The sequence below is a fragment of the Streptosporangium sp. NPDC002607 genome (assembly GCF_053592655.1).
Map to the genome: position 1 here is coordinate 233,542 of NZ_JBSFWD010000009.1, position 18,099 is coordinate 251,640.

Below are 18,099 nucleotides of genomic sequence, written 5' to 3' on the forward strand. Positions count from 1 at the left end.
GATGGCGGAGCGAAAGGTGGCGGGCCGCTACCAGTTGCTCGAACACCTCGGCGAGGGCGGCATGGGCATCGTCTGGCGAGCCCATGACGAGCTCCTCGACCGGGTCGTGGCCGTCAAGGAGGTCCGTCACCGGGGGGTCGACGAGGCCGCCCGCGCCGACCTGAACCGGCGCACGATCCGCGAGGCCAGGACCGCCGGACGCCTCGACCACCCATCCGTGATCATCGTGCACGACGTGGTCGAGGAGGAGGGGCGTCCCTGGATCGTCATGCAGCTGGTCAGGTCCCGGTCGCTGGGGGAGGTCGTCCGCGCCCACGGCCCCCTCCCGCCCGAGCGGGTGGCCTCGGTGGGACTGCACGTGCTGGGCGCGCTGCGGGCCGCACACGCCGCGGGGGTGCTGCACCGCGACGTCAAGCCGGAGAACGTGCTGCTGGCCGACGACGGCCGGGTGGTGCTGACCGACTTCGGCATCGCCTCCATGACGCAGGAGACCGGCATCACCCGCACCGGCGGGATGGTCGGCACACCCGCGTTCCTGCCCCCCGAGCGGCTGCACGGGCTGCCCGCCACCCCCGAGTCGGACCTGTGGTCGCTCGGGGCGACGCTGTACGCGGCGGTCGAGGGCCGGCCCCCGTTCGAGCGGCCCACGGCCGCCGCCACCATGATGGCCGTCCTGCACGGCGAGCCGAGCCCCATGACCCACCCGGGCCCCCTGGCGATGGCGATCCTCGGCCTGATGGCCAGGGATCCGGCCGCCCGGATGGTGCCCGACCAGGCCGAGGCCCTGCTCAACCGCGCCTCCTCTGGTCCCGCGTCCTCCCGGGGCCCCTCGGGACCTGCCGCGGGCCCCCTCTCGGGATGGGAGCCGTATCCCGGACAGCAGCCGCACGGCTCCCCCGGAGCTCACCCCAACCCGCCGCACACCGGCCCGTCATACGCCGGCCCGTCATATGCCGGCCCGTCACACGCCGACCCCCGGTACGCGGGACAGCCGCACCCGGACACGGCGCGGAGCGGTTGGCAGCCGGGTTACCGAAACCCTCCGGGTGCCCCCGAGCAGCCCCCGTACCCACCCGCGCACACGCACCCCGAGCACCCCCCGTACCCGGCCGGACACACACATCCCGAGCACACACACCCCGACCAGGGGGCGTACGGCTACGAGCAGCCGCATCCGGGCTCCTGGCCGGTGCGGGAACAGCCCACCGGCACCGGAGGCGAGCCCGCGCGGCGGACCGGAGCGGGACGGCTGGCGCTCCTGGCCGGAATCCCCGTGCTCGTGGTGGCGGTCGGGGTCGGCGGGTGGCTGGTCGTGCGGGCCCAGAACACCACGGCCGACACCGGTCCCGGCCTGCCGACGGCCACGGCCCCGATCACCGGCGGCACCCCGCCCGAGACGCCCCGGGCTGCCACCCCGACGGTGACCCCGACGGTGACCCCGACGGTGACCCCGCGGCCGAGCCGGACGATCCCCGCGGGCTGGCGGCTGCACCGCGACCCGATGGGCTTCTCCGTCGCGGTGCCCAGGGGATGGCAGGTCAAGCGGTTCTCCGGCCGCGACCGGGTGGAGTTCCGCGCCCCCGGGTCGAGTGCTCTGCTGTGGATCGAGTCGACGGACGACCCGGAGAAGGACCCGCTCAGGCACTGGCAGAAGGTGGAGCGGGCCGGCAAGGCCGACAATGTCTGGCCGGGCTACCAGCGGATCGGCATCACCTCGCTGAGATACCGGGGGGTGCCCGCCGCCGACTGGGAGTTCACCTACCTCAAGGACGGGGTCCGCACGCACGTCCTGGACCGGGGCTTCCGCACCCTCGCCGACCGGCCGTACGCGATCTACTGGGAGAGCCCGGAGTCGGAGTGGGACCGCTCCCTCTTCGACACGTTCACCAGGACCTTCCGCTCATGAGCGAGCCGGAGAGGGCGCGCTTCTGGCGCAGCCCGGGACTGCCCGGGGTGGACCTGCTCAAGGCCAGATACGTGACCCACCGCTTCGCCCCGCACGCGCACGAAGGCTACGCGATCGCGCTGGTCCTTTCCGGAGTGGAGGAGTTCGGCTACCGGGGCGCCCGCCACCGCGCGGGCGCGGGCAGCCTGAGCACGCTCAACCCCCAGGAGGCGCACGACGGCCACGCGGGCGTCCCCGAGGGATGGAGCTACCGGGTCCTCTACCCGTCCGTCGAGTTCGTCTCCGAGATCGCCGCCGAGGTGATGACCGGCCGCGGCACTCCCTGCTTCCCCGAGACCGTCACCTATCACCAGCCCACCGTCGAGCTGCTGCGGGCCGCGCACCAGGCCGCGGAGCACGGCGACGACCTCGCCTCCTCGACGCTGGCCCGCACCGCCTTCGCCGCCCTGCTCCGGCGGCACGCCACCCGCCCTCTTCTGGAGGCGCGCTCCTGCGACCAGGACCCGGCGGTGCGACGCGCCCGGGAGATCCTGCACGAGCGGCTCGTCGACCCGCCCACGATCGAGGACCTGGCGCGGGCCGTCGACGCCAGGCCGTTCGCGCTGATCCGGGCCTTCAAGGCGGCCACCGGGCTGCCCCCGCACGCCTACCTGAACACGTTGCGGATCATGCGTGCCCGGCGGCTGCTCCAGGCGGGTACACCTCCCGCGCAGGTCGCCGGGGATGTGGGGTTCACCGACCAGGCCCACCTGAGCAGGCACTTCAAACGGATGGTGGGCGTTCCCCCCGCCGCGTACCAGCGTGCAGGAACGTACAAGACCGGAAGTTAAAACCAGACATAAGCTCCCTTTCCATGGATACAACCACTCGCTCCTCCGCGACAAGGGACGGACTGGGCGTGGGGATCGCCGTCGGGCTGTCCGGGGTCGCCTTCGGCGCCGCGGCGGTCACCGCGGGGCTGAGCGTCACGCAGGCGAGCGTGCTGAGCCTGTTCGCCTTCACCGGTGCCTCGCAGTTCGCCCTCGTCGGAGTCGTCGCGGGCGGCGGCAACCTGGTCGCGGGCACGGCCGGCGCGATGCTGCTGGGCGCCCGCAACAGCCTGTACGGCCTGCGCATGGCCGGCGTGCTCGACATCCGGGGCTGGCGCAGGCCGCTGACGGCCCAGGGCGTGATCGACGAGACGACCGCGGTCGCCCTGGCCCAGCCGGACGAGGAGTCGTCCAGGACGGCGTTCCTGGTCACCTTCGTCACCCTCTACCTGACCTGGAACGCCACCACCCTCCTCGGCGCGCTGGGCACCTCCTGGGTGGCCGACCCCGCGGTGTTCGGCCTGGACGCGGTCGGTCCCGCGACGTTCCTGGCCATCCTGTGGCCCCGGCTCACCGGGAGCGGCCCCGAGGCCCGTGCGCTGCGGCTGATCGCGGGCGGCGGCGCGGTGATCGCGCTGGCCGCGACCCCGTTCACCCCGCCGGGTGTGCCCGTACTGCTCGCCTCCGTGGCCGTGCTCGCGGTGATCCTGAGGAGGCCCAGGTGACCCTCTGGTGGGCGATCGTCGCCACCTGCGCGGCCTGCTACGCGCTGAAGCTCGCCGGGCTGTCGGCACCGCGCCGGATCCTCGACCACCCCGGGGTGCAGCGCTTCGCGACGCTGGTCCCGGTGGCCCTGCTGGCGGCGCTGATCGCGGTGCAGACCTTCGGGCACGGGCAGGCGCTGCATCTGGACTGGCCGCGCACCGCGGGGATGGGCGCGGCCGTGGTGGCGCTGCTGCTGCGCGCCCCGTTCCTGGTGGTCCTCGCGGTGGCGGCCGTCGTCACCGCCGCGCTGCGCCACCTGCTGAACTGAGAAGGTGACCTGCGTAGCTAATCCTGAATGTCGGGATTAATCCTGGGTAGGCGTCGGCGCATGACCGATTCTCAGGGGATCATCGGAGCCCGCTACCGCCTGCTCGAACGTATCGGCCGAGGAGGCATGGGGACGGTCTGGCGAGCACAGGACGAGGTGCTGGGCCGCGATGTGGCGGTCAAGGAGGTCATCCCCTCCCCCGACCTCACCGGTCCCGAGCGCGAGGTCTTCACCATGCGGACGCTCAGGGAGGCCCGGGCCGCCGGGCGGATCGGGCATCCGGGGGTCGCCACGGTGTACGACGTGATCGAGGAGCACGGGCGCCCCTGGATCGTCATGCAACTGGTCGACTCCCGCACGCTCGGAGCGGTGATCAGGGAGGACGGGCCGCTGCCGCCGGCGCGGGTGGCGCGGATCGGGCTGGAGGTGCTGGGCGCGCTGCTCGCCGCCCATCACGCGGGCGTCCTGCACCGGGACGTGAAGCCGGACAACGTCCTGCTCTCCAAGGACGGGCGGGCCGTGCTCACCGACTTCGGCATCGCCGTCCTGGAGGGCGACTCGTCGATCACCAGGACCGGCTCGCTCATCGGTACCCCGGCGTTCATCGCGCCTGAGCGGGCGAGCGGCGGCTCCGCCGAGTTCGCCTCCGACCTGTGGTCACTCGGCGTGACGCTGCACATGGCGGTCGAGGGACGCTCCCCCTTCGAGCGCGCCCACCCGCTGGCGACGCTCAGCGCCGTCATGCACCAGGAACCCCCGCCGCTGCGGTTCGCCGGACCGCTCGCTCCCGTGATCTTCGGTCTGCTCCGCAAGGATCCCGCGCGACGCATGTCGGCCCAGGAGGTGCAGGTCCACCTGACCTCGCTGGTGAACGGGACCACCCCGCAGCCGACCATGCCGATCGAACTGCCCTCGGCGATCCCCGTGCCGGTGGGCGCGCCCACCGCCCCTGCCGGAGCCGGGCGACCGGTGCCCGAGCCCGGCCCGGTGGCCGCCCCGGGGAGGCAACGGCGCCCGGCGATCGCGGCGATGGTCGCGATGGCGCTCGCCGTCGCCCTGACCTCGGCTGGGATGGCCTGGGTCGCCGCCAACTCCTTCGACCAGACCCCCGCGAGGCCGCCGGCCCCGGCGAGTGTGCCCTCCGGGGAGGGTACGCCGACCGCCGAGCCCGAGCGGGCGAAGGCCCCCGCGCGAAACGCCCCCGCCAGGGACGACGGCGCCGGAGACGGCGGTGCCCCCACCCGCCCGGCCCCCGAGAGGTCGGGGGACGGCGACCCCGCCCCTCGGGACAGACCGTCGGACGAGCCGACGGGTGAGCCTTCGGGGAAACCGTCAGGCAAGCCGTCGCAGGACGGTTCCGAGCAGCCCGAGGAGCCCTCCTCGGGCGACCGGGGAGAGGACGACCAGGGAGGACGGGACGACGGGGGCGAGGGAGCCGAGGAGGGCTCGGGCGACGCGCCGGGCCGGGGGCAGCAGGGCGACTCCCCCGACCAGATCGCCCCCGAGGCCGGGGCGGTCGCCCTCGGCGCGAGCGCCCGGGGCAGGGCCTGAGAAACCACCGGAAACGGTGAACCCGGCAACGGCCGGACGCGCCGGCAGGGCCACCGGCGCGAAGGCACGCCCGCCGCGGGGACCGGCGGGCCGCGCTAGGACTCGGCGGCGACGACCTTCAGGGCGTGGGCCAGGTCGTCGGGGTAGGCGGTGGTGAAGGAGACCCACTCGCCGGTGGTGGGATGCTCGAAGGCCAGGGAGACCGCGTGCAGCCACTGCCGGCTCACTCCCAGCCGCGCGGCCAGGGTCGGGTCGGCCCCGTACAGCATGTCGCCGACGCACGGGTGGCGCAGCGCCGACATGTGGACCCGGATCTGGTGGGTCCGGCCCGTCTCCAGCTTGATGTCCAGCAGCGAAGCCGCGCGGAACGCCTCGATCGTGTCGTAGTGGGTGACCGACTCCTTGCCCCCCGCCACGACCGCCCAGCGGCCGTCCCCGACGGGGTGGCGGTCGATCGGCGCGTCCACGGTGCCGCGGTGCGGGTCGGGGTGGCCCTGGACCAGCGCGTGGTAGCGCTTGTCGACGGTGCGCTCCTTGAAGGCCCGCTTCAGGTGGGAGTAGGCGTGCTCGCTCTTGGCGACGACCATCGCGCCGGTGGTGTTGGCGTCCAGCCGGTGCACGATGCCCTGGCGCTCGGCCGCGCCGCTGGTGGCCACCCGGTGGCCGGCGCCGAGCAGGCCCCCGATCACGGTGGGTCCGGTCCAGCCGGTGGTCGGATGGGCGGCCACGCCGACGGGCTTGTTGACGACGACGATGTCGTCGTCCTCGTACACGATGTGCATGCCGGGCACGGGTTCCGCCACCGGCATCGGCGCGGTGGGCGGCGGCGGGAGGGTGACCTCCAGCCAGGCGCCCCCGTGGAGCCGGTCGGACTTGGCCGCGGTCGAGCCGTCCACCAGCACGTCACCGGCGACGATCAGCTCGGCCGCCCGGGTGCGGGAGAGGCCGAACAGGCGTGACAGGGCGGCGTCGAGACGCTCGCCCTCCAGCCCGTCGGGGACGGGGAGACTCCGCCGGTCAGCCATTGCCGTTCTCCTTCGCTTCCTTCTCGGCTCCCGTGTCGCGCGTGCCGTCGATCTGGTAGCCCCGCCAGGCGAGGAAGACCGCCAGGATGCCGCCGCAGACGATCGCCGAGTCGGCGATGTTCCAGACCGGGAAGTGGCCGGGGAAGGTCTCCACGAAGTCGACCACGTGTCCCTGCAGCGGTGCGGGCCTGCCGGAGCCGAAGCCCGAGGGCCAGCGGAAGATCCGGTCGGTGAGGTTGCCGAGCGCCCCGCCGAGCAGCAGGCTCAGCGTGATCGCCCAGGGTAGGCTGCGCAGGTTGCGCGCGGTACGCAGGATCGCCACCACGACGGCGGCCGCGACACAGGTGAAGACGATCGTCATCCCGGTGCCGAGGCCGAAGGCGGCCCCGGAATTGAAGATCACCCGGAACTGGAGCACGCCGGGGATGACCACGATGGGTTCCCTGCCCTCCAGGGTCTTCAGTACGAGGGTCTTCGTGGCGAGGTCGAGGGCGTAGACGATGGGGACGATCACCGCGAGCACGGCGATCCGCCGCGCCGCGAGCGGGGCGGCGGGGGCCGCCCCGTTCTCGGTGTCGCCGGTCAGCGGCGCTCCTCCCGCTGCTTGCAGGCCACGCACAGCGTCGCCCTCGGAAACGCCTGAAGGCGCTCCTTTCCGATCGGCTGATGGCACGATTCGCACACTCCGTAGGTCCCCGCGTCGATCCGGGCGATCGCTCGCTCGTTCTGCGCGACCAGGTCGCGCGAGTTCAGGGTAAGGGCGATTTCGCGCTCACGTTCATACGTCCGCGCTCCGGCGTCGGCCTGGTCGTCGCCCGCACCGTCGGTAACGTCGCTTGACGCGATCTCGATCTCGGCCTTGGCGATCTCCTTGGTGAGCTCGCGGCTCTCCGCGACCAGTCGCCCGCGGACCTCCGCGAGTTCCTCGGCCGACCAGGTGACGACGGCACCGTCGGATGACGGCGCTGCCGCGCTGTTGTCTGCGCGCACGGTCGCGGCCATGGCGACCTCCTTGCTAGATCGGACCGTATCCAATGTGGTAAACGGTGCGGGCAGCTTAGGTCCCTCATAACAGAACGACAAACGACCCGCCGCAATGTTTGCCAATCCAGTAACATCCGGTCGCTTCCCCCTGATTCCCCCCAGCCGCCTCTGATATGGGGAAGCTTCCGGCAGGCGGGTGCGTTATCGTGTGAGCCTGCACGGCGTTGATGGGGACAGCAACCTCCGCACCCCCTCGCACGAGCGACCCGGGGACGGTGCGAGCCCGGGGCGAGGCGCTGAGGGAAGATCACCCCGGAGCCGCCGGAAGAACGGCCGTGACGGCCCAGTAGACCCGGCAGCAGACCAAAGGAAGAGGGCCTTCTCGCACGCGAAGGCCAAGGAGGGTGGTACCGCGGGGCCCAACAGCCTCGTCCCTCCACGCCACAGCCGATTCCAGCGTGGAGGTCCAGCCCATCATGTCCGCCTATTTCCGCTCTCTTCCTGCGCAGGTCGATCTTCCCGCGCTTGAGCACGAGGTGCTCGACCGCTGGCGGGACGGCAAGATCTTCGAGCGCTCGGTCGAGCAGAACACCGGCGGCCCCACCTGGGTCTTCTACGAGGGCCCGCCCACCGCCAACGGCATGCCGGGCGTCCACCACGTCGAGGCCCGCGTCTTCAAGGACGTCTTCCCCCGCTACAAGTCGATGCGGGGCTACAGCGTGCCCCGCAAGGCGGGCTGGGACTGCCACGGGCTCCCCGTCGAGGTCGCCGTCGAGAAATCCCTCGGTCTCTCCGGCAAGAAGGACATCGAGGCGTACGGCGTCGCCGAGTTCAACGCCAAGTGCCGCGAGTCGGTGCTGCGGCATGTGGACGCCTTCGAGGAGATGACCGAGCGGATGGGGTACTGGATCGACCTGTCCCAGGCCTACCGCACGATGGACCCGGCCTACGTGGAGTCCGTCTGGTGGTCACTCAAGGTCATCTTCGACAAGGACCTGCTCTCCCGCGACTTCCGCATCACCCCGTACTGTCCCCGCTGCGGCACCGGCCTGTCCGACCACGAGCTGGGCCAGCCCGGCGGCTACGAGACCGTCACCAGCCCGTCGGTCTACGTCCGCATGCCCGCCACCTCGGGACCGCTGGCCGACCTCGGCGCCTCGCTGCTGATCTGGACCACCACGCCCTGGACGCTGGTCTCCAACACCGCCGTGGCCCTGCACCCCGACGTGACCTACGTCGCGGCGCGCCCCGCGGGGTCCGACGAGGTCCTGGTGGTGGCCGAGCCGCTGGTCGTCTCCGCGCTGGGCGAGGGGGCCGAGGTCCTGGCCTCCTTCCAGGGCGCCGACCTGGAGCACACCACCTACTCGCGCCCCTTCGACCTGGTCGACATCCCCGGCGCGCACTACGTGGTGCTCGGCTACTACGTCACCACCGAGGACGGTACCGGCCTGGTTCACCAGGCACCCGCCTTCGGCGCCGACGACATGACGACCTGCAAGCGGTACGGGCTGCCCGTGGTCAACCCGATCGGCCCCGACGGCCGGTTCCTCGACAGCGTGCCCCAGGTCGGGGGCCAGTTCTTCAAGGACGCCGACGAGGGGCTCACCGCCGACCTGCGGGCGCGCGGCCTGCTCTATCGGGGCAGCCACTTCGAGCACAGCTACCCGCACTGCTGGCGCTGCCACACCGCGCTGCTCTACTACGCCCTGCCCGCCTGGTACATCCGCACCACCGCGATCAAGGACCGGCTCCTCGCCGAGAACGAGAAGACCAACTGGTACCCCGAGACGATCAAGTGGGGCCGCTTCGGCGAGTGGCTGCGCAACAACGTCGACTGGTCGCTGTCGCGCTCGCGTTACTGGGGCACCCCGCTGCCGCTGTGGATCTGCACCGCCGACGAGTCGCACGTCACGTGCGTCGGCTCGCTGGAGGAGCTGAGCCGGCTGTCCGGCCGGGACGTCTCCGCGCTCGACCCGCACCGCCCCTACGTGGACGACGTCACACTGCCCTGCCCCACCTGCGGGGCCGAGGCCCGGCGGGTGCCCGACGTGATCGACGCCTGGTACGACTCGGGCTCGATGCCGTTCGCCCAGTGGGGGGCGCCGTACCGCAACGAGGAGATGCTCGAGAAGGCCTATCCGGCGCAGTTCATCTGCGAGGCCACCGACCAGACCCGCGGCTGGTTCTACTCGCTGATGGCGGTCGGCACGCTCGTCTTCGACCGGTCCTCGTACGAGAACGTGCTCTGCCTCGGCCTGATCCTGGCCGAGGACGGCCGCAAGATGAGCAAGCACCTGGGCAACGTGCTCCAGCCGATGCCGCTGATGGACCAGCACGGCGCCGACGCGCTGCGCTGGTACATGGCCTGCTCCGGCTCACCGTGGGCGGCCCGCAGGGTCGGGCACGGCGCCCTTGAGGAGATCGTCCGCAAGGTCCTGCTCACCTACTGGAACACCACCTCCTTCTTCACCCTGTACGCCAACGCCGAGTCCTGGTCGCCCTCCAGGCTCGCCGAGGCTCCCGCGTACGCCGAGCGCCCGTTGATCGACCGCTGGGCCCTCGCCGAGCTGCACCGGACGGTGGCCGAGGTCACCGCGTCGATGGACGTCTTCGACACCGCCCGCGTCGGGCGGCGGCTCTCGGAGTTCCTCGACGACCTGTCCAACTGGTATGTGCGACGCTCCCGCCGCCGCTTCTGGGCCGGTGACACCGCGGCGTTCGCCACGCTCTACGAGTGCCTGGAGACCGTCACCCGGCTGATGGCACCGGTGGTGCCGTTCACCACCGACTACGTCTGGGACGTGCTCCGCGACACCGACGCCCCCGTCTCGGTCCACCTGGCCGGCTGGCCCGAGGTCAACGGCGAGCTGCTGGATGAGGAGCTGTCGGAGCGGATGGCCCTGGTCCGCCGCCTGGTGGAGCTGGGCCGCTCGGCCCGCGCCTCCAGCGGGGTGAAGACCCGCCAGCCGCTCGGCCGTGCCCTGGTCGGCGCCCCCGGCTGGGCCACGCTCCCGCCCGAGCTGCGCGAACTGATCGCCGACGAGCTCAACGTCAAGGGCCTGGAGGACCTGTCCGGGATCGGGGCGGACCTGGTCTCCTTCACGGTCAAGCCCAACTTCCGGGCGCTGGGCAAGCGGTTCGGCTCGCAGACCAAGCTGGTCGCCGCGGCCGTCACCGCCGCCGAGCCCGCGGAGCTCGCCCGCGCGCTCCGCACCGGCTCGCCGGTCTTGGTCGACGCGGGAGAGCTGGGAGCGGTGGAGATCGGCGTCGACGACGTGATCGTCACCGAGCAGCCCAGGTCCGGCTGGGCGGTGGAGGCCGCCTCCGGCGAGACCGTCGCCCTCGACCTGACCATCACCGACGAGCTGCGCCGCTCTGGCCTGATCCGCGACGTCATCCGCCTGCTCCAGGACACCCGCAAGTCCACCGGCCTGTCGATCTCCGACCGGATCGACGTGTGGTGGTCCACCGGTGACACCGACCTGGCCGAGGCCCTGCGGACCCAGGGCCGTGCGGTGGCCGACGAGGTCCTCGCCGTCTCCCTCACCGAGGGCGGCGCCGACGGCCTTCCCACCCACAGCGACGCCGAGCTGGGCCTGACCTTCCAGCTCCGCCGCGCGACGGCCACGGCCTGACGGCGGAGCGTTCCGGCGTCACGGGACGGCCGGGCTCCCGGAGAGCCCGGCCGTTCCGGTGCACACCGAGAGCGACCGGCCCGGCGCCTCAGGTGGTGCTCCGCGTCCGTCACCGACCGGAAGGAACCGTCACTGCACGGAAGGGGCGGCCGGCCCGGCGCCTCAGGTGACGCTCGGCGTCCGCCGCGGCCCGGAGAGGAGCGTCACCGCACGGCAGCGGCGGTCCGCGGGCACCGAGACACGCCCGCCTCCTCGTGGTGAACGGTGAGCGAGGCGGGCGGTGGTCACGCCAGGTGTCAGCTCTGGCCCCGGTGGTCGTTCAGGCAGATCGAGCAGTTGATCAGGCCGGCTCCCTCGGCCTCGACCAGGGAGATGACCTCGGTGCCGCTGTCGCCCGCGCCCTTGATCAGAGGGCAGGCGGGGTCATGAAAGCGACGGGTGCCGATGATGACCATGACGGTCCCGTCGCCCGCCTTCTGCTCCTCGGCCCCGGGGTCGCCCTCGGCGTCACGGTCCTTGGCGTCACGGTCCTTGGGAGAGGGACCGGCTGCGGGCTCCACCGAGGTGGAGTCGGCCGCTACCTGCCCGGCGCGCCCGGGTGCGGTCTCGGCCGGCTCCACCGGCTCAGCTGTCGTGCCATCGGCGGTGGCCCGGCGCCCGGAATCCGATGCCTCTCGGGGTCCCGGCTCCTCGGGCCTCTCAGGCTCCGCGGAGCCTGAGTCGGCGGCTCCGGGCTTGCCCGAGGGGGACGGCTCCGACGGGGCGGAGTCTCGCCCGGCGGTCTCGGCCCCTGGGCGGGGCCCGGGCGCCGAAGGCCCGGCTTCGGCCTTGGCCTGTGCCCCGGCCTTGGCGGCCCCGGACGCGCCGCTCTCGGACGCGGCCGGCTCGGACGCCGTGGCCTTGGACGCCGTGGCCTTGGACGCCGTGGCCTCGGGCGCAGCGGGCTCGGGCTCGACGTTCCCGGGGCCGGTGCGCTCGGCCTCGCCGGTTTCCGGCTTGGCGCTCTCAGGCGCCTCTCCCCGGCTCGCGGAGGCGCCGCCCACGGCCGGTCCGGGCCTGGCGGGCTCCGCCGCCTCGGGCTCGGGCCTGGCCGGAGCCACCGGGGTCTCCGGCTTGGACGCCTGGGCGACCATGTCACGGCTGAACCAGCTGGTGGCCTCGGACTCGGCATGCGGGATCTCGGGGACCTTCGGCAGCCGGATCGGCACCGAGGGGGTCGGGGACTCCGCCGCGCGGAGCGGGGGACTCACCGGCTCCTGGGGCCGTACCTGCGGCTCGGAGGACTGAATGTAGGGCCGGGCGACCGGGACGACGGGCTCCTGCGGGGAGCGCGGGGGCTCCTGCCGGGACACGGCGCTCTCCCGCCTGGCGGCGGGGTTCTCCGGCCTTGGCGGGGACTCGGGCCGTGCTCCGGGGGCCTGCTGCCCTCCGGCGGGGGCCGCGGGCCGCGCGGGACGGTACGGGGCGGTGAACCTGGCGGTGGCCTCGTGCGGGCCGGGCTCAGCGGCGCTGCCCGCGGGGCCGGACTCCGGGGAGGCGCTCAGGGGCTCGGCGGGCTCCCGCACCCCGGGCGGGGTCTGGTGCGGCCTGCTTCCGGCGGCGGGTTCCGGCAGGCAGGTGGTACAGGGCGTGAAGCCCTCCTCACGAGCCTCCTCGTGGGTGAGCTCCTCATGATCCCTGCCGGCCAGCTGGCGGCACCCCGCGACGTGATAGCGCTTGCGGCCGGGGATGACCAGCACGATCGCCTCGGCGTCCAGGGCGCCCCGCCTCGCGACGGTGGCGGTGGCCGGCCCGGCCACCGGGCCTCGTCGCGGCTGGGTCGGGGCCACGGGCGTCTGCTGCCGCATCCCGTGCTGCGCCATCATGTGCGGTGGCACGGGAGGCTGGTTCGGCACACCGTGCGGCGCGGGGACGGACCCGGCCGGCATCGGTCCCTTCTCGGGAAGGGGCGGAGCGGCCCCGGCCTGCCCGCCGGGGAACAGCTCGTGGCGCCGCAACAACGCCCCGATCACCAGGAAGACGGCGGACAGCACGCTGACCGCGATCGACCACATGACCAGAAACGGTTTGGCCAGCACGATCCCCACGATGAGCAGGACGATGGCCGTGAGTACCAAACCGGCGCTGATAAGGATCACAGAAAGACTCCCGGATGCGGGTCAAAAGGGGTGACCCGACACCTTAGCGGCGGTCGTTGTGAGGACCGTCAACGCCCTGGAAGGCGCCCGAATGCTGCGACGGGTCGCCGCCGAACGGGTTGGGCGCGCCCTGGAGCGTCGGCTGACCACCCGGGGCCACCGCGTGGGACATGGCCGGAGGCCCGCTCACGATCGGGAACCCGCCGCTGCCCTCGGCAGCCACGTTGAGCTCGGCCAGCTGGTTCTCCAGATACAGTTTCAGGCGGCTACGGTACTCGCGCTCGAAGCTGCGGAGCTCCTCGACCTTGCGCTCGAGCTCGTCACGGGTCTGCACCAGCGAGCCCATGGCCTGGCGGTGCCGCTCCTGCGCGTCGCGCTCCAGCGTCTCGGCTCGGGCACGTGCGTCACCGATGACCTGCTCGGCCTGGCGACGTGCCTTGCCGAGGATGTCGTCGGCCTCGCGGCGCGCCCGGGTCACCGTCTCGTCCGCCTCCCGGCGGGCGTCGGCGATGGCCTGGTCCGCGGTCTGCTGCGCGAGGGCGAGCACGCGGGCCGCGGTGTCCATGTTGTCCTCGGCCGGAGGCATTCCCATTCCGACGGGAACGGGCTGCTGATGCTGCACCGGCTCGGGAGCGCGCATCGGCTCCGGCTGCTGCATCATCATCTCGGGCTTGGGCTCGGCGATGGGGGCGGGCGCCATGGCCATGCCCATCCCGCCGGGGACCTTGCCCCGCAGGCACTCCGCCAGCTTGGCGCGGAGCTCCTCGTTCTCCTGAATGAGACGGTCCAACTCGGACTCGACCTCATCGAGGAAGGCATCTACCTCTTCCTCGTCGTAACCCGGCCGAAGGCGGGTCGTACTGAATTGCTTGTTCCGCACATCGGCGGGAGTCAGCGGCATTTCGGTCTCCTTGGCGCGCTTGGAGTCTGTCCGGGGGGACGGTACCCGATCAACGAAGCGCGGACACGAGTTGGATCAAGACCAAGACCACAATGAACAGCACTGTGAAGCTTAGGTCAAAGGCCACCGTACCCAACCGGAGTGGTGGAATGAAACGGCGGAGGAACTTGAGAGGTGGGTCGGTCACCGTGTATACGGCTTCCGCCAGCACCAGGACGATGCCTGTGGGGCGCCACTGACGTGCGAACGCCTGCACCGTCTCAAAGATCATTCTGCCGATCAGCAGCACGAGGTAGATGGACAGGACGAAGACCAAGATCCCGCTAACGATCCCCACGGTCCGCCCTCGCCTCCACTCCGCTCTGCCGTCCTTCGTCCCATCGGGACCCGTCGGGCCGGTCACTGTTCATAGTGGAACTCTAGCTCTGGTTGAAGAATCCGCGTTCCGCGATTCGAGCCTTGTCCTCGGCGGTCACCTCGACATTGGCTGGGGACAACAAGAACACCTTGTTGGTAACACGTTCAATGCTGCCATGTAGGCCAAAGACGAGACCTGCCGCGAAATCAACGAGCCGCTTTGCGTCACTGTCAACCATCTCGGTCAGGTTCATGATGACGGGAGTGCCGTCACGGAAGTGCTCACCGATGGTCCGCGCCTCGTTGTACGTGCGGGGATGAAGGGTGGTGATGCGCGCCAGATCGGTCGTGCGGCGCTCCAGGACGGCCGTCGCGGGCCTCGGAGCGGGTACGCCTGGGTCGGTGTCGTCCGAGAGGTCGTGGACCGTGCCAGGACGCTCGTCGCCCTCCCGGCGCGTGTCGTCGAACTCCTCGTACTCGTCGTCGGGGTAGCTGTCGTATCTCTCGTAGCGGTCGTCCTCAACAAGACCGAGGTAGACCGCCATCTTGCGCATCGCGCCGGCCATCGCTACTTCTTCCTCCGTCTTACTTCGATGTGCCCGAGGGGCCAGCCCGACCGCCCTGAGCTCACCACCGTTCGACCGCTGTCCGGATACGCGGACGCCAAGGTCCACTTGAAGGGACATTACCTGACGAAGGGCTTCCTGCGACCGAGCAACGCCGTACCAACACGCAGGTGTGTCGCACCGTTGGCAATGGCCTGGGACATATCCCCGCTCATCCCCGCCGAGATGACGTCGGCGCCCGGGTGGGCGTCCTGGACGGACCGCGCGATCTCCCTCAGCCTCGCGAACGCCCTGCCCGGCTCCTCCCCCAGCGGCGCGACCGCCATCACCCCGCCCAGCTCAAGCCCCGGCGCTCCGGCGACGGCGTCCGCCAGCGCCTCGGCCTGCTGTGGTACCACGCCGCCCCTGGCGGGGTCACCGTCGAGCGCCACCTGTACCAGGCAGGTGATCCGGCGCCCCACCCCGAGCGCCTCCCTGCTGAGGGCGGTGACCAGGCGCGGGCGGTCGACCGAGTGGACGACGTCCGCGTAGCCGACCACCGAGCGGACCTTGTTGGTCTGCAACTGGCCGACGAAGTGCCATCGCAGGCCGAGGTCGGCGCACTCTCGCGCCTTGACCGAAGCCTCCTGGTCGCGGTTCTCCCCGACGTCACCGATCCCGAGTCCGGCCAGCAGCCGCACGTCGGAGGCGGGGTAGGTCTTGCTCACCGCGATGAGCGTCAGCTCCTCGCGGCTGCGGCCGGCGGCCCGGCAGGCTTCGGCGATCTCCGCCTCGACCCGGGCCAGCCCGGCCGCGATCTCATCGCGTCGTGTTGTTTCCGTCACATCTCCGCCGCTCGGACACTGACAAACCGGCGGAGCCCATTCTTCCCAGCACGGCCGGGTGGCTCTGCACCCACCCCCACCGTGAGCGATGTCACTTCAGGAAGTCGGGAACGTCCAGTTCCTCTTCCTGCTCCTCGAAGATCACCGGTCGCCGCCGGGCAGGGTCGGTGACCCTCGCGGAGATCGGCGTCGGCTGCGAGGGCTCAGGGGCCGGGCGCGGGATCGACAGCGGAGGGGAGTGCGGCTCCTCCACGCGGTGCGGCTCGGAGTGCTCCACCGGCTGTACCGGGTGGATCTGCTGGGGCGGGGGCGTCGGCTCCGCCGGCGGGGTGACGACCTGCCGCACCGGCGAGGGCGGCAGGTGCTCCACCCTGGGCTCCGGACGGGGCTCAGGGCGGGGCTCCGCCTTGACCGTGGGCGCCAGCGGGCGGACCGGGGCGGCCGCCGAGGGCGGCGGGGCGGGACGCGAGGCGGGCTGCGGGCGGGACGCCGGCTGCGGGAGTTGCTTGGGCTCGGGAGCGGGCTCGTCGAAGCCGGCCGCGATCACGGTGACGCGCACCTCGTCGCCGAGGGCGTCGTCGATGACCGTACCGAAGATGATGTTGGCGTCCGGCGCCGCGGCGGTGGAGACGAGCTGGGCCGCCTCGTTGATCTCGAACAGGCCGAGGTCGGAGCCGCCGGCGATCGAGAGCAGCACGCCGTGCGCGCCGTCGATGCTGGCCTCCAGCAGCGGGCTGGACACGGCCATCTCGGCCGCCGCGACCGAACGGTCGTCGCCGCGCGCGTGGCCGATGCCCATCAGGGCCGAGCCGGCACCGGACATGACCGACTTCACGTCGGCGAAGTCGAGGTTGATCAGTCCGGGCGTGGTGATCAGGTCGGTGATGCCCTGGACACCGGAGAGCAGCACCTGGTCCGCCGCCTTGAAGGCGTCCAGCACGCTCACCTGCCGGTCGGAGATCGACAGCAGCCGGTCGTTCGGGATCACGATGAGGGTGTCGACCTCCTCACGGAGGGTCTCGATGCCGGCGTCGGCCTGCATCGCCCTGCGCCGCCCCTCGAAGCTGAAGGGCCGGGTCACGACACCGATGGTCAGCGCGCCCAGGGTGCGGGCGATGTTGGCCACCACCGGGGCGCCTCCGGTGCCCGTGCCACCGCCCTCACCGGCCGTGACGAAAACCATGTCGGCGCCCTTGAGGACCTCTTCGATCTCCTCACGGTGGTCCTCGGCCGCCTTGCGCCCGACTTCGGGGTTGGCTCCCGCGCCGAGGCCGCGAGTGAGCTCGCGCCCGACGTCGAGCTTGACGTCGGCGTCACTCATCAGCAGCGCCTGGGCGTCGGTATTGATGGCGATGAACTCGACGCCCTTGAGTCCCTCCTCGATCATCCGGTTGACGGCGTTGACTCCGCCTCCGCCGATTCCTACAACCTTGATGACCGCGAGGTAGTTCTGCGGTGCTGCCACGACGAGGGGCCTTTCCGCTCGTTGACTTGCAATTTCATGCGGCACGGGGCCCGTGCCGTCGTTTCCAAAACCCTCACCCTCAAGTTGAGATTTAGCTTTATGTCAACCTGAGGAGTGATACGGACAGTAGGAGTTACGCTCCTGGCGGGTCAACTAACCGCGCCGCAAGCACGTCCAGCGTGTCGCGGGCCGTCCTTTTCCGGGAACGTCCGCCATCCGATGAGATCACTTAACCGTCACGACGTCAGGCGAACTGACGTCATAGGTGTCGGCCGGACGTCTGAGCAGCGTAACAAGGATCCGGGCCTTGTCCGCGGGGCGGTCGCCGCCGCCCCACACGATCGCGCGGCCGTCCTTCAGCCGCAGCGAGACCGTCTCAGCCGACGGTGCGAGCACCTCCGCGACCCGGCGGGCCAGATTCTCCGGCAGCGCGGCGATGACCGTGAGCGCCGCCGCGGTCGCCGGGTCGCCCGGCCCCGGCCGGTCCACCCGCAGCACCGGCAGTGTCGGGGGCGCGACGTCCTTGACCTCGGTGACCATCCCGTGCCGGTCCATCAGCGCCGACCTGTCGCCGACCGGCACCACCGCCACCGGCCTGCGCTCCACGACCTTCACCCGCAGGGTCCCCGGCCAGGCGCGGCTGACCGTCACCGACTCGATCTGGGTGATCTGGCCGATCCGGTCCTCCACCTCGGCCAGGTCGACCGTGGCGAGGGGCTTGCCGCCGGCCACCTGCGCCGCCCGCCGGATCTCCTCGGTGGACAGGCCCGCGTTGCCCACCACCTGGATCTCCCGCACCCCGAGCACCGGGGAGAAGAACACCAGCCACGCGGCGATGCCCACCACTCCCGCGGTGAGCAGGGCCAGGAAGGCCGACCGCCACACGCCGTTCAATGCCACTCCCC

Annotated in this window: 16 protein-coding genes; 6 read left to right on the top strand and 10 right to left on the bottom strand. The window is 71.8% G+C overall.

The window, feature by feature from the left end:
* The first annotated feature begins 1 nt into the window (after nucleotide 1).
* From ACWD3H_RS13945 to ACWD3H_RS13965, 5 genes are read left to right on the top strand one after another with little or no spacing between them, the layout of a single operon-like run.
* Nucleotides 2-1,906, top strand: coding sequence for a protein kinase domain-containing protein (locus ACWD3H_RS13945; RefSeq protein ID WP_451955205.1), 1,905 nt, complete (start codon nucleotides 2-4; stop codon nucleotides 1,904-1,906).
* Nucleotides 1,903-2,736: an AraC family ligand binding domain-containing protein gene (locus ACWD3H_RS13950; RefSeq protein ID WP_451955206.1), complete on the top strand. Its 834-nt coding sequence runs from the start codon at nucleotides 1,903-1,905 to the stop codon at nucleotides 2,734-2,736. The genes ACWD3H_RS13945 and ACWD3H_RS13950 overlap by 4 nt, the downstream gene beginning before the upstream one ends.
* Nucleotides 2,737-2,759: 23 nt before the next feature.
* Nucleotides 2,760-3,440 carry an AzlC family ABC transporter permease gene (locus ACWD3H_RS13955; RefSeq protein WP_355550911.1) on the top strand — a complete coding sequence of 227 codons (681 nt, stop codon included), beginning with the start codon at nucleotides 2,760-2,762 and terminating at the stop codon, nucleotides 3,438-3,440.
* The gene (locus ACWD3H_RS13960; RefSeq protein WP_350924554.1) at nucleotides 3,437-3,748 is read left to right on the top strand and encodes an AzlD domain-containing protein; all 312 of its coding nucleotides are present in this window, start codon (nucleotides 3,437-3,439) and stop codon (nucleotides 3,746-3,748) included. The genes ACWD3H_RS13955 and ACWD3H_RS13960 overlap by 4 nt, the downstream gene beginning before the upstream one ends.
* 60 nt (nucleotides 3,749-3,808) lie before the next feature.
* A complete protein-coding gene (locus tag ACWD3H_RS13965; protein ID WP_451955207.1) occupies nucleotides 3,809-5,299 on the top strand; it encodes a protein kinase domain-containing protein in 1,491 nt (496 codons plus the stop codon).
* Nucleotides 5,300-5,394: 95 nt separating this feature from the next.
* Here the strand turns inward: ACWD3H_RS13965 and ACWD3H_RS13970 are convergent, their stop codons facing one another.
* From ACWD3H_RS13970 to ACWD3H_RS13980, 3 genes are read right to left on the bottom strand one after another with little or no spacing between them, the layout of a single operon-like run.
* Nucleotides 5,395-6,324, bottom strand: coding sequence for an RluA family pseudouridine synthase (locus ACWD3H_RS13970; protein ID WP_350924550.1), 930 nt, complete (start codon nucleotides 6,322-6,324; stop codon nucleotides 5,395-5,397).
* Nucleotides 6,317-6,943 (bottom strand): signal peptidase II, encoded by a 627-nt coding sequence (locus tag ACWD3H_RS13975; RefSeq protein ID WP_355550916.1) that lies wholly within the window; start codon nucleotides 6,941-6,943, stop codon nucleotides 6,317-6,319. The genes ACWD3H_RS13970 and ACWD3H_RS13975 overlap by 8 nt, the downstream gene beginning before the upstream one ends.
* Nucleotides 6,907-7,314, bottom strand: a complete 408-nt coding sequence (locus ACWD3H_RS13980) for a TraR/DksA family transcriptional regulator (RefSeq protein ID WP_386274343.1) — start codon at nucleotides 7,312-7,314, stop codon at nucleotides 6,907-6,909. The genes ACWD3H_RS13975 and ACWD3H_RS13980 overlap by 37 nt, the downstream gene beginning before the upstream one ends.
* A 470-nt stretch (nucleotides 7,315-7,784) precedes the next feature.
* Between ACWD3H_RS13980 and ileS the strand changes: the two genes are divergently transcribed.
* A complete protein-coding gene (ileS, locus tag ACWD3H_RS13985) occupies nucleotides 7,785-10,943 on the top strand; it encodes an isoleucine--tRNA ligase (RefSeq protein WP_451955208.1) in 3,159 nt (1,052 codons plus the stop codon).
* Between the two features lie 296 nt (nucleotides 10,944-11,239).
* On the opposite strand, the gene ACWD3H_RS13990 is transcribed toward ileS, so the two are convergent.
* The 7 genes from ACWD3H_RS13990 to ACWD3H_RS14020 all read right to left on the bottom strand — a co-directional run bounded on the left by ACWD3H_RS13990 (nucleotide 11,240) and on the right by ACWD3H_RS14020 (nucleotide 18,094).
* Nucleotides 11,240-13,081: a hypothetical protein gene (locus tag ACWD3H_RS13990; protein WP_451955209.1), complete on the bottom strand. Its 1,842-nt coding sequence runs from the start codon at nucleotides 13,079-13,081 to the stop codon at nucleotides 11,240-11,242.
* A gap of 43 nt (nucleotides 13,082-13,124) precedes the next feature.
* Entirely contained in the window at nucleotides 13,125-13,982 is an 858-nt protein-coding gene (locus tag ACWD3H_RS13995) for a DivIVA domain-containing protein (protein WP_343980728.1), read from the bottom strand.
* 49 nt (nucleotides 13,983-14,031) lie between these two features.
* The gene (locus tag ACWD3H_RS14000) at nucleotides 14,032-14,319 is read right to left on the bottom strand and encodes a YggT family protein (protein WP_030909817.1); all 288 of its coding nucleotides are present in this window, start codon (nucleotides 14,317-14,319) and stop codon (nucleotides 14,032-14,034) included.
* 82 nt (nucleotides 14,320-14,401) lie between these two features.
* The gene (locus ACWD3H_RS14005; protein WP_350924541.1) at nucleotides 14,402-14,905 is read right to left on the bottom strand and encodes a cell division protein SepF; all 504 of its coding nucleotides are present in this window, start codon (nucleotides 14,903-14,905) and stop codon (nucleotides 14,402-14,404) included.
* A 119-nt stretch (nucleotides 14,906-15,024) separates the two neighbouring features.
* Nucleotides 15,025-15,729, bottom strand: coding sequence for a YggS family pyridoxal phosphate-dependent enzyme (locus ACWD3H_RS14010; protein ID WP_451955210.1), 705 nt, complete (start codon nucleotides 15,727-15,729; stop codon nucleotides 15,025-15,027).
* A 91-nt stretch (nucleotides 15,730-15,820) separates the two neighbouring features.
* A complete protein-coding gene (ftsZ, locus tag ACWD3H_RS14015; protein WP_350924537.1) occupies nucleotides 15,821-17,194 on the bottom strand; it encodes a cell division protein FtsZ in 1,374 nt (457 codons plus the stop codon).
* Between the two features lie 225 nt (nucleotides 17,195-17,419).
* Complete coding sequence (locus tag ACWD3H_RS14020; RefSeq protein ID WP_451955211.1) at nucleotides 17,420-18,094, bottom strand: cell division protein FtsQ/DivIB; 675 nt, start codon at nucleotides 18,092-18,094, stop codon at nucleotides 17,420-17,422.
* Nucleotides 18,095-18,099: the final 5 nt, after the last annotated feature.